At 61.9% G+C, this 15,779-nt stretch carries 12 protein-coding genes and 1 pseudogene; 7 read left to right on the top strand and 6 right to left on the bottom strand.

Going from position 1 to position 15,779, the window contains the following annotated elements; translation table 11 throughout:
* Positions 1 to 2 precede the first annotated feature (2 nt).
* The 4 genes from MAFF_RS28915 (at position 3) to MAFF_RS28900 (ending at position 3,999) form a co-directional block, all read left to right on the top strand.
* Positions 3 to 803, top strand: coding sequence for a FadR/GntR family transcriptional regulator (locus tag MAFF_RS28915; protein WP_244420644.1), 801 nt, complete (start codon positions 3 to 5; stop codon positions 801 to 803).
* Positions 804 to 997: 194 nt separating this feature from the next.
* Entirely contained in the window at positions 998 to 1,204 is a 207-nt protein-coding gene (locus tag MAFF_RS28910) for a hypothetical protein (protein WP_010914560.1), read from the top strand.
* A 651-nt stretch (positions 1,205 to 1,855) separates the two neighbouring features.
* Positions 1,856 to 3,595: a peroxidase family protein gene (locus MAFF_RS28905; protein WP_010914559.1), complete on the top strand. Its 1,740-nt coding sequence runs from the start codon at positions 1,856 to 1,858 to the stop codon at positions 3,593 to 3,595.
* Between the two features lie 2 nt (positions 3,596 to 3,597).
* Positions 3,598 to 3,999, top strand: coding sequence for a hypothetical protein (locus MAFF_RS28900; protein WP_010914558.1), 402 nt, complete (start codon positions 3,598 to 3,600; stop codon positions 3,997 to 3,999).
* On the opposite strand, the gene MAFF_RS28895 is transcribed toward MAFF_RS28900, so the two are convergent.
* The gene (locus tag MAFF_RS28895) at positions 3,961 to 6,027 is read right to left on the bottom strand and encodes an AfsR/SARP family transcriptional regulator (RefSeq protein WP_010914557.1); all 2,067 of its coding nucleotides are present in this window, start codon (positions 6,025 to 6,027) and stop codon (positions 3,961 to 3,963) included. The two genes, MAFF_RS28900 and MAFF_RS28895, sit on opposite strands and share 39 nt — an antisense overlap.
* A gap of 23 nt (positions 6,028 to 6,050) precedes the next feature.
* Entirely contained in the window at positions 6,051 to 7,361 is a 1,311-nt protein-coding gene (locus tag MAFF_RS28890; protein ID WP_244420643.1) for a YcaO-like family protein, read from the bottom strand.
* Positions 7,362 to 7,766: 405 nt separating this feature from the next.
* Here MAFF_RS28890 and MAFF_RS28885 point away from each other — a divergent pair, with 405 nt between their 5' ends.
* The 3 genes and pseudogenes from MAFF_RS28885 to MAFF_RS40925 all read left to right on the top strand — a co-directional run.
* Entirely contained in the window at positions 7,767 to 9,323 is a 1,557-nt protein-coding gene (locus MAFF_RS28885; RefSeq protein WP_044549555.1) for a peroxidase family protein, read from the top strand.
* A 214-nt stretch (positions 9,324 to 9,537) separates the two neighbouring features.
* The gene (locus MAFF_RS28880) at positions 9,538 to 10,932 is read left to right on the top strand and encodes a peptidoglycan-binding protein (protein ID WP_010914554.1); all 1,395 of its coding nucleotides are present in this window, start codon (positions 9,538 to 9,540) and stop codon (positions 10,930 to 10,932) included.
* A gap of 296 nt (positions 10,933 to 11,228) precedes the next feature.
* Positions 11,229 to 11,342: pseudogene (locus MAFF_RS40925) on the top strand (TetR/AcrR family transcriptional regulator); the annotation flags it as partial.
* A 43-nt stretch (positions 11,343 to 11,385) separates the two neighbouring features.
* Here the strand turns inward: MAFF_RS40925 and atzF are convergent.
* Genes atzF through MAFF_RS28860 form a run of 4 tightly spaced genes read right to left on the bottom strand, consistent with a single transcriptional unit; the run spans position 11,386 to position 15,776 of the window.
* Positions 11,386 to 13,245, bottom strand: a complete 1,860-nt coding sequence (gene atzF / locus MAFF_RS28875) for an allophanate hydrolase (protein ID WP_010914552.1) — start codon at positions 13,243 to 13,245, stop codon at positions 11,386 to 11,388.
* On the bottom strand, positions 13,242 to 13,592 hold the full coding sequence (locus MAFF_RS28870) for a cupin domain-containing protein (RefSeq protein WP_044549552.1): 351 nt from the start codon (positions 13,590 to 13,592) through the stop codon (positions 13,242 to 13,244). The genes atzF and MAFF_RS28870 overlap by 4 nt, the downstream gene beginning before the upstream one ends.
* The gene (locus MAFF_RS28865; RefSeq protein ID WP_010914550.1) at positions 13,585 to 14,253 is read right to left on the bottom strand and encodes a cysteine hydrolase family protein; all 669 of its coding nucleotides are present in this window, start codon (positions 14,251 to 14,253) and stop codon (positions 13,585 to 13,587) included. Before MAFF_RS28865 ends, MAFF_RS28870 begins: the two co-directional genes overlap by 8 nt.
* Positions 14,253 to 15,776 carry an ABC transporter ATP-binding protein gene (locus MAFF_RS28860; protein ID WP_010914549.1) on the bottom strand — a complete coding sequence of 508 codons (1,524 nt, stop codon included), beginning with the start codon at positions 15,774 to 15,776 and terminating at the stop codon, positions 14,253 to 14,255. The genes MAFF_RS28865 and MAFF_RS28860 overlap by 1 nt, the downstream gene beginning before the upstream one ends.
* Between the last annotated feature and the right edge of the window lie 3 nt (positions 15,777 to 15,779).

Below are 15,779 nucleotides of genomic sequence, written 5' to 3'. Positions count from 1 at the left end.
CGATGGACGCGGCGACCGCTGTGAGCGATCAAGGCAAGCAGGACCTTCCTGCCGGAGATGGCGCCACACTGTCCCTGAAGGATCGCATCGCACGCGATCTTGGACAGCGCATTCTCGCCGGCATCTACGCGCAGCACGCGGTCCTGCCGACGGAGGCTGAACTGTGCGTCATCTACGGCGCCAGCCGCACGGCGCTACGCGATGCGCTGCTGACACTTTCGGCCAAGGGACTGATCGAGGCACGCAAGCGGGCTGGCACGCGCGTGCGCGTGTCGAGCGAATGGAACAGGCTTGATGCGCAGGTTCTCGAATGGATGCGCGATATCGAGCCTGATCTCGATTTCGTCCGCGGCTTGATCGAGGCACGGCTGGTCATCGAGCCGGCTGCCGCCCAGCTTGCGGCCAAGATGGCGACCTCGGGCGATCTCGCGGTGATCGAAGCCGCCTATGAGGCCATGCGCATTGCGCCGGAGGACGACCTCGCGGCCTGTCTCGATGCCGATGTCCGCTTTCATACCGCCATCCTGCGCGCCAGCCGCAACCCGGTTTTCGCCAATCTCGGCAATATGCTGGCAGCCGCGCTTAGCTTCTCTTTCCGACTGACCACATCGGCCACCGCCAACTATCAGCAGACGCTCAGCGCCCATGGCGATGTGCTGGAAGCGATCCGCATGCGTAGAGTCGACGATGCTCACGACCAGATGAAAGCGCTGATCGGCATCGCCTCGAACGACCTTCTCGCCGTCGCTCGCAAGGGCCGCCACCAACAGCCGGTCCCTACTGCCAGTGCCGATCCCATCTGAGTTTGACGACCCGGACCATTGAAATTCGAAATGGCCACCTGTCCGCCGAAATCGTTCCGTCGCTTGGCGCTGGTCTGGCGCGGTTCGACCGTGGCCGCCGCTGTTCAGGCCATGGCCTGACGACGGCAGCACGAACCCAGTCGATCTCGCCTCCAACCTGCTTCTGCCATTGTCAAATCGCATCTCGGGCGGCGGTGAGCAACTTCGTTTGTTTCGAGCCGGTCAGTCATGTCGCAGATGCCCACAACCGCGGTTCGGTCGACAAGTGGAACGGATTGCCGGTGCTTGGCCATGGCGAGAGCCTGGCCGCCGGTTGCAGCTTCGCTGTCATGTGGGGCGACCAACTGACCAGCAAATCCAAAAGCAGGCGCGCCTCGGAAGGCGTGGCTGCGATCTGCTGACACGACCGGACCCAGCGGACCGTCGCGCACTATGTCCGATGGTACGGGCAGCCAAGTTCCCGGATTGGCCGGGTCCCGACGGGAATCCATCAGCACGCCTGCCTGCTGCATTGCCGCTGTTACTTCCCATTGCTTGGAAGCATGACCCAAGCGCAGTTGAGAGCAAGAATCTGCTAAATTAGCAGCGGTAACTCTGTTATAGTCGGTTATCATCATTTGGGGGAATTCACATGACAACGGTCGCAGAGCCGCCCCGGAAACGGGGGGAGGAGGAAACCAACAGAATACCGACCAATAGGCCGCCGGGCACAATACCGAGGGTTGTGATCGGAGTAGTTGCCTCGGCCTGGGCTCTCATGACAGCCGTTCAAATCACCTCACAGCCGACAAGAGGCGATCTGCAAAATGAGATACAGGGCCTCGCCGCTCATACCGCATTGGGTGATCAGGCTGTCGGCCTTCACAACCGAAGCAATGAAACGCGCTATCGGTTTCTGGATCGGATTGGAGACCAGCTGTGGCGTCGCATCTCTGTGACAGCCCGGAACGATGACAGCAGCGAGGCTTCCTCGCGCGCCGCGAAATTAGCAGCATTTCACGCTGGTTTCACGAAACATATGGGATAGGGACGAAGGGACGGGGAGAACCGGCATGAACGCTCATCGCGGGACCAGTGCGACTGGGCCGGCTCTGAAAGACGGAGCTCAAAGCACTGCCGCCGCTGTCGATCCGCGCCAGGTCCAGTTCCGCAATTTTGGCTACGAGGGCGGCGCGGACGAAGCCAAGCTCTATCATGGCCTGGAGACGCCTTGGGCCACTCAGTGCCTGTTTGCCAAGCTGCTGCGCAGGATGAGTGTGGCATCCGCCGGAGGTGGCAATAAAACCAATGAGCGGATTCCGGCAGGGTACACCTATCTTGCTCAGTTCGCCGCACACGACATTATCCGCAATTCCTCGCTCAGTCCCTTGTTGGCGGCCCACGAGGCAGAGCGCCGCAACGAACGCGAGGAGGCGCTCCTGCTCGACGTGCTTTACGGCGGAGGACCGTTCTCTAACCCTGGTTTGTATGTTGTGGCCAAGCCTGGTGAAGTTGTCAGGTCGCTCATGCGCACCGGCCCGATGGCACCGCCGTCACTGAACGCCATGGCGATGCCCGCGGGCGCCTGTCCCTTTGCCAAGCGCGACTTGCCACGCTTCCAACAGGCCGATCTGAGCGATGGGTTCGAAGCTGGTCGGACGGACGTCCTGGCCGCAGACCAGCGCAGCGACGACAACGCCAACATTGCGCAAATGACGGCGCTTTTCCTGCACCTGCACAATGCCGTGGCCAATGCACTTGGCAAAAGCGGAATACCCAAAAAGGACGCCGAACTGCCGGCAGGTGCGTATCTTTTCGACCGGACACGCCGCGTTACGACAGCGATTTACCGGAATGTGCTGCAAAACGACTTGCTGCCGCGCCTCATCGCCAAGCCGATATGGGACCTCTACAACGCGAACGGGTTCAGGCCCCTGGTCGACATGCCGGAAGGCGTCCCGATTGAGTTTTCCCACGCGGCATACCGCCTGGGCCATTCCATGGTCAGGCTTTCCTATGTCTTCAATGACCAGCATCCGGACGGCGAAGGGCTGGAGAACGTGTTGCTTAACCGCTCCTCGTCACGCCCGCATAGATTCCCGGTCTCCGAACACTGGATCGCCGATTGGTCGCATTTCTTCCAGATCGCCGGCTCGACGCCGCAGTTCAGTCGGCGTATCGGACCAACGGTCAACGAAGTGCTGCTGAGTGCCTACACCATGCCGATCCTTTGCGTCGGCCCCGATTCAAAGCCACTCGAGCCCGCCGCAGCGGGTCTGTTGAGCGAAGCAGACAGGGCTGCACTCCCCGATCCGAATGCGTCGGGACTTTTGTTCAGCGATTTGGTGCGAGGGACCATTGGCGGCCTGCTCAGGCTCGATGCCTTGATCGAACAACTGCCGCAGGCCGCTCTCACGGCCGCGCCACTGCTGGGCGACGCCGAGAAACGGCACCAGGCTATTCGATCCTGGCTTCAAGATTCGACCGTCGCTTTCACCGCGGCCGAGTCGGCCGAGCTGGCAGAAAATCCGCCGTTGTTGTTCTGGTTGTTGTTGGAGGCCGCGATCGAACAGGACGGGCTGTGTTTCGGTACCATCGGATCGGTGATTGTAGGGGATGTCTTCATGGCAAGATTCGCGGCCTCGCGCGCCATGATCGAAGACGACCCAATTACGCAAGACCTCGTCGCCAGATTGTTTCCCACTGGCATCCCGCGAACGATGGCCGACCTGATCCTTTTCGTCGCCAGCGCGCTCAATCTGGGCGACGCCTGGCCCCGGTTTATCACCCCGCCTACAACTCCTGGAGCTTAAACATGGCTGACCCCGTCGATAATTTGGACGCCTTTCCCGAACCGATCCAAACCCTTAACTTCGAGGCGACCGGCCGCAAGGTGGTGCAATGGGCACAGGATCCCAGCACGCGTCCGCGCGACTTGGCCGAGTTCAAGGCCCAACTCGATGGACTCGTCGTCGTGCCGGACCGCTATAAGGAAATCCAGATCGTTCAGGGATACGACCACGTCTTCTTCCTGCGGTTACCGCCCAACAATCAAGTGACGCAATCGCAAAAGAAGCTCCAGACCGAACAAGGTGGCATGGCCGACTATGGCATTCCGGAATTCTATTTCGATGCCATTCTCGAAAAGGTGCCGTTCAACCGCGACAGTTTCTTCTACTCACGCATCGCGGACTACACCATCCGGGGCTGCCGATAGAACGGGCTCTGGCAAAGGCATATGGCTGACGACAATGCCGGCCCCGGCTAGCCCTCGGCGCAGTGCCTCGACGGCCTCTGGACTGTAGATCGGAAAGCTATCCATGAGCCATGTGCCGACGTTGCCCGGCTCCGGTGACTCATTTCCAAACCACGTCGTCTTCAGCTGCGCTAAAAATCGGTCGGCCTCTTCATGCGCTGCTTTCTCATTGCCGAGCAAGGCGAGCGCCGCAGCCTTCCAGCCGCCGATGTACGACACACTATCGGCGGCGCGCTCGGCCGCTTCGACGCAACCGGCATAGTCGCCAAGCAGGAACCGCACGCCCGCCTGATAGCTCCATTGCAGGCGTGAAACGCCGAGTCCGGTCTGCAACGCCAGAGTGGCGATACGCCGCGCGTTCTCGCGATCATCGCAATAAGCAAGCCCGAGAGAAGCGGAGACCAAGGTCCAGGGGTCGTTGCCATTGAGTTCGCAGGCTAGAAGGAAGCTGATGGCTGCCTGCTGCGGGATGCCGTTCATGGCGTAGGACCACGCCAGATGCAGTTGGCTTCGCGAATCGATTGGATCGATCTGGGTCGCCTGCTTGGCAAACGTCAGCGCTTCGGCGTGGCGTTCGCGTCGCCGGCCGATGCCGGGGAAGATCAGATGCCGTGAATTGATGATGCCGGCCAACCCGGCGTAGGCGGCAGCGAAGCGTGGTGACTCTGCGATGATTGATCTGAACAGAGCCTCGGCCCGCTCCTCTGACTCCGGGCGCCACTGAAAGATCAGTTCCTGCGCCCTCAGCCAGCGGTCGAACTGCTCCAGCGACAGGTCCGGGATGCTGGCGATCTGAACCAGCCGTTCGGACGACATGCTGACGCCCAGCGCGACGGCGATGCGGCGGATGAGCCTCTGCTGGGTCTGGTACCACTGGCTGTTTTCGATGACAAACTGCTCGCTCCAGATGTAGCGCCCCGATGCAAGCTGCTTAAGCGTCATGCTGAGACGCAATGTCGGCCCGTCGATAAATCCGGTCGCCTCGATGCAATAGGCATTCTCGGTGAAGCGGGGGGGATGCCCTTCCCATTCCATTACCGCCCAGTCGCGGAATCGCACCAGGGACGCAACCAGTTCACTGCGGAAGATTTGCACGGCGTTCCGCGCGCGGACGGAACCGCTCACCAATTCGAACTCCCGCACGAACAGCAGCACGCCGGCGGCGGGCTCTTGCAGCCGTTGCGCCTGGGACCCGAACGCCTCGGCGGCGATTGCGGTCACCGCCCCCCTGTCCGTGGCCCCGATCGTACCGAGCTTGATGTCACTGACCAGTGCCTGCGTGGCGGCTGAAGGTTCGCTGTCGAATTCTGTTTCAAGCAGGTCCCAAAGCCCCTTATAGGCCCTCAAGGCCGTTGCTTGGTCGCCCATCCGAGCCGACGCTTCCATGACAGCTCGGCACCCGATCTCGTTGGTCGGATCGAGATTGAGCAGGGCTTGTCCGGCCCGCTTTAGGGCTGGCCAGTCTGCCGCGGCCTTGGCCATCGCTTCCAGACATGAGATAAATTCGTCCTGAAGGCATTGCCGCTGGACGAGGACCCAGTTCCGAAACGAAGGGTCGATGTCGTCCAGGCCATTGAGAAAGCTTTCGGCGACACGCTGCCTCTCCAGAAGGATGGGGGGGATCCGGCCAGCTTTCAGTTCGTGTCTGATCTCGCCCACATCCACCGTGACCAGCGACGGCTTCAGCGTCACGTTGAGCCGGTCTCCGGAGAAAACTCCTTCGATTTCAGCCAGACAGGCCTTGAGATCGACTACCGTTTGCCTGAGCGAGGCCCTCGCTCGTGCCTCGTCCGATTCACTCCAGAGCAAGCCGCAGATGCGCTCGCGGGTTTCAAAACCATGTGGGCTCAGTGCAAGATAGGCAAGGACGGCGCGCGACTTGCGGTTTCTCACGGCGACGTCTCGCCCAAGTCGGCTCAGCGCTACCTTGTCAAGCGTCGTGACGCTGATCAGCGGCGCAGTCCTCGTTGGGGAGTTGTGCCCGATCATCGTTGTCCCGCAACTGCCTCCGTCTACATAAGATCGGCGCGGCCGCTCGGGCCGGCCTGGTCAATCAGGGAACGAAGCCGACGCGACTGGAACGGCGACGGAAATGGCTGCAGCCCTGGGACGAAGACTTTGGCGACGGGAATGTCAAACATCGGCGTGGTCAGATCTGCTGCGTATATGCGGTATTGCTTTTTGAGCATTTCGCCAACCAAGGATACGAAATTCAAGTCCTTTTCATCATTTTTGTGCATCAGCACGCCACTGGACAGGTGTGAGACGAGGTCCGTGTCGATTGCGCCAGGGGTCTCGGCGCGCTCCGCCTGCAGGCGGTCGACCTCGTCGAGCCTCTCAACTCCCTGTTCTGCGCGTTTCATTGCCGCCAGATCGAGAGCCAATTCCATCTGGCACATTTCCAGCAGCGCCGCCCTCAGGGCGTTGCCGGCGTCCAGCCTGCAAGCCAGCCCGACTGCCAGGCCGCGACCATCCGCGTCGAAGGATAGCGCCGCGATTACAGGCGCGGGAAACTCACCCGATATGTCGAGAAACTGGGTGCACCTGCCGAGCTTCTCCTGCCTTATCCGCGCAAGCAGATCGAGCACACCCGCGCCAGCAAGCGCTTCCAGTCCGATCAACCGGCCGCCGCGCCTGCTGCGCCACCAGCCGGCAGCCGCATCGCGCTCGATTGCTTCCAGCAGCGCCGAGGTCAGGGCAGCCTCGTGGGTTATCCCTGCGGCGCATCCGCAACTGGTTACCCAGGCGCTTCGGTTTGCGCTGCGAATGAAAAGCGTCTCGGGCAAATAGCCCTGTCTACCGTCGTCCAGCCGGCGCACGGGCACCCACCGGTCACTTTCACCGAAACCGGATTGCACCCGGAAATCGTCCAGGTGTTCAGCCAGGCGAACGTCCTGCCAATGACCTACACCATCTACTGTCGTGCGGTTCATCGTCCCGTGCGGCTGTTGCCATTCGCTATGATATTCGATGCCCTCGCCGATGCAGGCCTCGAATGCGCGCCCCGGTGTGAGGCCGACGCCACTGAAGCTGGCAGAAATGGCTGAAACCGAATCTCCCCAGTTGCGGTTTACCTGCGCGCCAAAGAAGTACAGCCCCGGTGCGTGGCGGGCGTGCAAGCGGAACAGATTGCCAAAATTTGCCGCTGCTGAGAGTAGTCCTTGGCGGTTATTTGTCGCCATCAAGCCGGGATCTGTGTCGCTGGTGTCAAGGTAGCCGAGCGCGCCGAGCAACCCGCGGGCCATTGCAGCCTGTTCAGGCGCTAAATCTTGCGGCTGTGAACAAAATCGCGCTGCCAGTTCGAACGCGTTTGCGGCGGTCAATCCACAATCCTCGCTGTTGGAGAAACCCTTTCCCTGTTGTCTGCCACTTTCGCCCTACGATTTTGATCGGGTCAACAAAACGTTGCGTGCGAGGCGACCCAAGCTCGGCAAAGACACGGAGCTAAAGATGGTCGTCATCTCACGCTGATTTCACGCTAGCTGGTCTAATGGTTGTTTCCGAGATGTCATCTCGATTGCCCCGGCGCTGAACGACCCGAACCGGGCCCATCGAGACGATTGAAGATCGGCGCCAATTCGTTTCCTCCCGGGAGCGGCGCCGCGGGGCCATGACCGGATGGGGCCGGTCCTGTGCCTCGCGGCCCACCGGGATGGGCTAAGCGGCTTCTTCGACACACGGCCATCCATCCTGCAATCAAGAAATTTGACAAGACAGGGAGATCAAAAATGGGAACGCATGGCACCCCGCCCCGTGGCATTGATGCGACACGATCGCCGTTGTTCGAAGGCCGCTTCGGTCGCATGTTCCGAAATCTGGCGCCCGCAACGTTCGGGGCAAACGACCATGACAACCGACGCAACCTCAAGGCGCTCGGTTCGGCCATGTCTGCTGGAATCGACGAGCCTAAAGATGGAACCGACGCCGAGGAAAGCGGGATTCCCGCGCTCTACACCTATTTTGGCCAGTTCGTCGACCATGACATCACCTTCGATCCCGTCAGCACGTTGCGCAAATCGCTGGATCCCGATGGGTTGGTGGATTTCCGCACGCCGAGCTTCAACTTGGACAATGTCTATGGCCGGGGTCCGGCCGACCAGCCCTACATGTACACAAAAGAGGGGCGATTCCGCCACGGCGATGCAATGACAGGAACGGGCGCCCAGCCCGGACACGATCTGCCGCGCTTCGCCGGACGAGCAATCATCGGCGACCCCCGCAACGACGAAAACAGTCTGGTGTCGCAGCTGCAAGGGCTGATGCTCAACGTGCACAACCGGATGGCCGATGATAATCCGGGCCTGGATTTTGAAGCCATCCAGCAGCTCGTCCGCTTCCACTACCAGTATGTTGTCGTGAATGACTTCCTCTCCCGGATCGTTTCGCAACCAATCCTTGACGCACTCAAGACGGACGGCCGCTTCGATCAAAAGCGATTGCGGTACTATCACTGGCGCAACCTGCCGTTCATGCCAGTTGAGTTTTCGGTCGCCGCCTACAGACTTGGCCATTCGATGGTCAGGCCCGGCTATCGCCTGAACGACGACAAGCTGCTGCCGATCTTCCCACGCGCCGGCAAGCCGCATGAGGACGCGCTTACTGGCTTCCAGACGATGAAGCCGGGTCGCGCTCTGGACTGGGGTCGATTTATCGACATTGACGAACGCGCCGGTGGATCGGATCCCGACACCGGGGATCCGGCGAACGAGCGTCGGCTGCAGTTTGCCTACAGGATCGACACATCCCTCGTCGGCTTCCTGCACGATCTGCCGAAAGCCGTGGCGGGCGACCCGCCGGCCTCACTGGGCGAGCGCAACCTCTTGCGGGGCTGGCTCCTCGGCCTGCCATCCGGCCAGAGCGTTGCCCGGGCCATGGGCATCGAGCCCCTAACCGATGCGGACATCATAATCGGCAAGGCTGTGGACCCTCCCCCGGGTGCTGGCGACGTCGTGGGGCCTATCATCGATGCCGTCACAGCCAAAGGTGGCGACGGCAATGCCTTTGCCGACAATTGTCCACTTTGGACCTATGTCCTTGCCGAAGCGGCAGCAAACAAGACAGACATGCCCATCCCGATAACGGGTGGCGGCACTCGTTCCACGCCGCAGCTTGGACCCGTGGGCGGTCGTATTGTGGCGGAGGTGTTCCTCGGATTGCTGTTTGGCGACGGCAGGTCTTACCTGTCGCTCGATCCTTTGTGGAAGCCTGTGAGCGGGGCAGGCTTCAGGCTGAAGGATCTGGTCTCCTACGGGCTCGGCATGGGGCCGTCGCTTCACTACCGGTGACAACCAGTACCTGGCAGCGGGTGAAGTCAGGGGACGACCGGATATGTCGTGACAATCTTCGACAATCCGGCGGGGCGGCTCGTCCCGAAGCAGGTCGGAGATTGTTGAGATGCCCGCCCCTGTCAGCGCCTGACAAAGGTGTACGGCTTTCCAGTTTGGCGGAGATTTAGCGCAGTCGAATTTGGTCAATCACTACTCGAAGAGGATATGGGCAATGGGACTCTTTGATGAATATAAAGAGGGGTATGAGCGCAACTGGGAGAAGTTGGAAATCCGATCCAACCGAGCCAGCGTCGTCAAAAAGGAAGCCAAGCGCATTCTGGATGGCAAGCCGATTTATACTCAGATCGAAAGTCGGACAGGTGTTCCATGGTGGTTTGTCGGCCTCTGTCATTACCGTGAGTCTTCGTTAAATTTCGGCACTTATCTTGGCAATGGCCAGCCTCTTGGCCAGCGTACCACGATTGTTCCCAAGGGCCGTGGGCCATTCACCGGGCCGAACGCTTTTGTCGACGGAGCCTTGGACGCTTTGCGGCTGGAGGGCTTTGTCGGCGCCAGCGACTGGGGGATTGCGCGAACTCTGTTCAGGCTCGAGGGGTTCAATGGTTATGGCTACCACGGAAAAGGTGTGAATTCTCCGTACCTTTACGGTGGCTCAACCTTGTACGGGCCGCCCGAGGCGCGAGGCGGCAAGTATGTCAGAGACCATGTTTTCGACCCTAATTTTGTGGATACGCAGCTCGGGACGGCAGTGATCTTGAAGGCTCTCCTCAGCCTTGACCTAACAATCAGCACCGATTCAAACGACGGTTCGACGAGCTTGGAACCAGACGATGAGATGGCGAAGGATGTTGTCTGGCTTCAGCATTCATTGAACGCTCTCGGAGCAAACCCGCAATTGGTCGAAGACGGGAAGAGCGGACCTTTAACCAGGACAGCTCTGTCGCGCTTTCAGCAACTAAACGGACTGAACGATACCGGGTTGGCGGATCCCCTTACGATTGCGGCGATTGACCGGCAGCTGCAGCCCAGCCCAGATGGGGCCGCAAGTGATATTCGCGAGAAGCTCGAATCTTTGCAGGCCGCCATTCGCGCGTTGACCGATAGATCGGACAAGGTGCCTTCACCTGCCAATGTAAATACGGCTGGCGTGAACAGCGACCTCGCGGACATTGTCAGCGCGTTGGGGGGTGCCGTTCAGCGCGTGGCGAACAACGTCCCGCCAGTTAATCAGGGCGGTAGTCAGCAAGATCGCTTGCGAAGGGCAATTGATCTCGTCTCGGCCATCTTGCTCCCCGGCCAGGCCAAGGACGCGCCGTTAGGCCCAGTGAACGGTGCGCTCGGTCAGACGATCGGGAATCTGCTCGACGGAAAGAAATCGGCGATTGGTATTGGGGGGGCGATCATTACGCAGTTGCTTTCCAAATTGGCGACTTCGTCTGGTGTGTCGGGTGATCTGACTGCGGTAGGCACTGCACTGTCGAATATCACGCCAGCCACGGGGTTAAGCCCTTTCGCAATGCCGTTATTTCTTGGCCTTGCAGCGTGGGGCTTCCTGGGGAAGCTTGAGAAGTGGAATCAGGGAACGTCAACAACGCCACTAAATTGACCCGCATGAATGCGCCGCCCTACTCAAGCGGCCCGGCGGAGCGTTTCCCATGGCAGCTGCGTGGCAGCCGGTCCGATCGCGTTAGGGGCCGGAAGCCGCATTGAGCCATGGGAGCTTCTAAAACACCCAGCCTTTATCATCATCTTGTTGCGGAAGGGTGCCGACGCTTCAGCTGGCCAAAAACTTCAGCACCGTATCCGCCGTCTCGACCGGACGCTCCTCGGGCAGCCAATGAGCGCAATCCACGATGGAGCCGCCGGAAACGTCCGTGGCGAACTCTTCCAACATGGCGACCTCTGAACTTTGTTCTTCAGATTTTCGGCACATTCGCCGCGGAAATGGTCGCCTCTGATTTCCAGTATGGATGTTTACTGCAAAATCCGGCGAATGAGTTGCCTGCGCAGCCAGCCTGAATCATATTCAAACACGGCGCTCTCACGCACACCCTGCTGGTCATAGCGCAACGTGCCCACCGGTGTCGGGAGAATTGCGCTGCTGATCAATTTGGTCGGCCATGTCCCTATTACGTGCGACAAAGCGGCGCCAGCCGCCTAATGAGGAGATATCAGAGGCACCGTCCAAGCCAGCGGTTTCGACTAGAAAGCCTTTGGCCGGGGTGCCGTCGTCGAGTTCGACCGTGCCGATGCCGAGCGGTGCGGGAATAGCGGCAACGAAACGTCCGAAGGCCTCCGGCTCGAGCCGCCAGATCTCGACGTCGATCCGCGTGCCGCCATCGGCAACGCGGATCAAGCCAGGCTTGGGCACGGACTGGCCAGCCAGAGCATAGAGTCTATAGGCGGCGGCCGTCTTTGTAGCACGCAGGAATTGCGCTCCGAGCTGGTTGAGCTGGCCGTTGAGCGGCATGCCCGACAAATGCGCGCCGACCACCACCAGATCGATCATGCCGTCGCAGGGCGGCGCGGCCACCGGCTGCAGGTTGGGCTGCGGCCAGCCCGTGGCGCCGAGCGAAAGGCCGCTCTGCACATGTAAGTCGCGGGCAAGCATCGCCGTCAGCACGTCGCGGCCGGCCGGTGCCAGCAAGGTCACGCTCATCGGCAGCCCGTCGTCGCGCTTGCCTGTGGGAACGGCGATGCCGCACATGTCGAGCAGGTTGACGAAATTGGTGTAGGTGCCGAGCCGGCTGTTGGTCTCGACCGGATCGGCGAGCACGGCGGCGGCGGTGTAATGCGTCGGCGCGGTCGGCACGCAGAACAGGTCAACCGAGGCGATGACCGCGGCGAGCTTGGCCCGGTAGGCCTGCAAGGCATAGAGGCCGCGGAAGGCGTCCGCCGCTGACAGCTTCCTAGCGCCGCCGATGATCTTGCGCGTCACCGGATGCATGGCGGCTTCGTTGGCTTCCATGAAATCGCGGATCGCGGCATAGCGTTCGGCCACCCAGGCGCCCTCATAGAGCAGGTTGGCGGTGGCGTAGAAATCGCCGAACGGGATTTCGACCAGCCGGCAGCCGAGCCGCGACAGCATAGCGAGCGAGGCCTCGAAGCCGGCCTGCATCGCCACATCGCCGAAGAACTTCAGGTCGGCTTTTGCCGGGATACCGACGCTCAGCACCGGCGGGCGCGCGGCGAGCGGCTGGACGGCGATGTCGCGCGAATAGGGATCGGCCGCATCGCGCGCTGCTGCGACGGAGAACACTGCATAGGCGTCGTCGACGGTCAGCGCGAACACCGACACGCAGTCGAGCGTGCGGCAGGCCGGCACGACGCCGCCCGTCGACAATGCACCGACGGTTGGCTTCAGCCCGACGATGTTGTTGAGGCCGGCGGGAATGCGGCCGGAGCCGGCGGTGTCGGTGCCGAGCGCGAAGGAAACGATGCCACGCGCCGTGGCCACCGCCGACCCCGAGGAGGAGCCGCCCGGCACCAGCTCCGCGTCGATGGCGTTGCGCGGGATCGGATAGGGCGTGCGCACGCCGACAAGGCCGGTGGCGAACTGGTCGAGATTGGTCTTGCCGACCACCAGCGCCCCGGCGGCCTTCAGCCGCGCCACCACGGTGGCGTCCTCGTCGGGCCAGTAGGTGTATTCGGCGCAGGCCGCCGTCGTCGGCATGCCTGCGACGTCGATGTTGTCCTTGACGGCGAAGGGAATACCCCACAGTGGTTTTGCCGCCGGGTCGAACGGGCCGAGCGCCTCGGCCGCGGTAAGGAGGTTCGCCTTGCTGACGAGATGGATGAATATGCCCGGATCATCGGCTGCCTCGATGCGGGCATAAATCGTCGCAATCACATCGCCAACGCCGACGCCGTCCCGATAGGCCGCGTGCAGGCTCGCTATGTCGAAGTGGACATCACTCATTTCGTCTCCCCCAGAATGATAACCGGCAGGTCCCACTGGATCAGCACGACGCAGCCGTCCTTCGTCCACACCGAATGCTCGGTCCCGACCGGATTGAGGATCACGCTGCCGGCAGGATAGTCACCGTTCTCGTCGCTCTGGGTGCCTTCCAGCACGACGATGGTCTCCAGCCCGACATGGCGGTGGCGCGGCACGCTGGCGCCGGGCCGGTATTTCAGGACCGCGACCGACGGCTCGACCGCCCCGCCCTTCAGCAACCAGTGCACGCCGATGCCGTCGCGGAAATGCTCGAACGCCAGATCGCGCCAGCCGCCGTCGAGCAGGCCGGCAAAGGCAAGATTAGGCATTGGCAATTCCCTCAAGCACCTGGTCGGTCGTCGCCGTCCAGCCGACGATGGCGCCCTGCGCCCTGATCATGGCGATCGCCGCCGTCTTGAACTCGGGAAAGTAGCTTTCCGTTGCGTCCTCGGCGAGCAGGCACTCATAGCCGCGATCGTTGGCCTCGCGCATCGTGGTCTGCACGCAGACCTCGGTGGTGACGCCGGCAAAGACCAGCTGCTCGGCGCCAAGCCTTTTCAGCTCGTCGCCGAAAGAGGTGGCATAGAAGGCGCCCTTGCCGGGCTTCTCGATGACGATCTCGCCGGGCAGCGGCACGAGTTCATCGAGGATCGCCGTGCCCGGTTCGCCGGCGATCAGCACGCGGCCCATCGGCCCGGCGTCGCCGATTCGGATCGACGGATTGCCGCGATTGCGCTTGGCCGGCGGCAGGTCGGAGAGATCGGGTTTGTGGCACTCCATCGTATGGATCACCGGCAGGCCGGCAGCGCGAAAGCCCTCGATCAATCTCTTCACCGTCGGCACGATCGCCGCGACACGGCTGACATCATTGCCGAGGCTGGCGCCGAAACCGCCCGGCTCGGCGAAGTCGCGCTGCATGTCGATGACGACCAGCGCCATGGTCCGCGGCTTGAACGCGAACGGAAATGGCTGCGCTGCGATTTCCGCCATCAGTGATGTCCCGCCATGTGCTCGCCGATAGTCTGGACGCTGGCCTGCGCGATCGGCGTTTCGTAGACCAGCGCGCCGTCAGACATGACGAAGATGCGATCCGAGAGCTCGAGCAGTTCGTCGAGATCCTCCGACATCAGAAGCACTGCGGCACCCGCATTGCGCGCCTTCATGATGCGGGCGCGGATTTCCGCGACGGCCGAGAAGTCGAGGCCGAAGCACGGGTTGGAGACGATCAGCAGGTCGACCTCGCCGGTTAGTTCGCGGGCAAGCACGGCACGCTGCACATTGCCGCCCGACAGCGAGGCGATGGGTGACGATAGCGAGGCGGTCTTGACCTTGAACTGCTCGACCAGCCTGGCGCTGAATGCCCTGATGGCGCTGGCACTGATCCAGCTCACCGGTTTGCCGCTGCTGTCGATGTCGAAGGTGCGGAAAGAAATGTTCTCGGCCACGGTCATCTTCGGCGCGCAGGCGTTTTTCAGCGGCTCCTCAGGAATGAGGCGAACATTGAGCGCACGCGCCTCGGCCCGCGTTGCCGCATAGGCGGTGCCGCGCACGATGACTTCGCCGACATCGCGGGGGCGCTGGCCGGCCAGAACCTCCAGAAATTCCTTCTGGCCGTTGCCGGAAATGCCGGCAATGCCGACGATCTCGCCCGAACGCACGCCGAGATCCGCGATGCTGATCGACTTCAGCCCGGTGCGGTCCGGCGCCTTCAGCGATTTGACCTTGAGCACGATCTCGGCGTCCGGCCTTGGCGCGGCACGGCTGTCGAGTGCGGCAATCGGCTGGTCGCCGATCATCATCGCCGCCATCGCCTTGTGGTCGAGATCGGCGACGCGGCCGGTCCCCGTCAGCTTGCCCTTGCGCAGCACGCTGACATCGTCGGCGAAGGCGGTGACCTCATGGAATTTGTGCGAGATCATCAGCACGGTGAGGTCGCCCGCTCTGGTCATGTCGCGCACCAGCCCCAGCACTTCCTGTGCCTCGCCCGGAGTGAGCACGGAGGTCGGCTCGTCCAGCACCAGGAAGGAGCGGCCGAGATAAAGCTGCTTGATGATCTCCAGCTTCTGTTTCTCGCCAGCGGCGAGCTCCGCCACCTTGACGTCGAGCGGCAGCTTGAACGGCATGCGATCCATGAACACGGCAAGCTCGCCACGCTCCTTGCGCCAGTCGATCACGCCGGGCACTTTTTCGCGCGAGATGACCAGGTTCTCCGCACCGGTCAGCGACGGCACTAGCGTGAAATGTTGGTAGACCATACCGAGGCCGAGCGCCGATGCGTCCCTGGGGCTGGCGATCGCCACCTCGCGGCCGTCGACCAGCATGTTGCCTGATGTCGGGCGATAAAAACCCATCATGCATTTGACCAGCGTCGACTTGCCGGCGCCGTTCTCGCCGAGCAGCGCGTGGAACGACCCTGCCGGCACCTTCACCGACACGGCGTCCAGCGCCGTGAAGCCGCCGAAGCGCATCGTCATGCCGATGGTTTCGACGCCGACCGCTTTCCTGTCACTCATCGC

This window comes from Mesorhizobium japonicum MAFF 303099 (assembly GCF_000009625.1).
Classification (GTDB): Bacteria; Pseudomonadota; Alphaproteobacteria; order Rhizobiales; family Rhizobiaceae; genus Mesorhizobium; species Mesorhizobium japonicum.
Note: the sequence above shows the minus strand (reverse complement) of the source record. Positions and strands in the feature narration are given on the sequence as shown.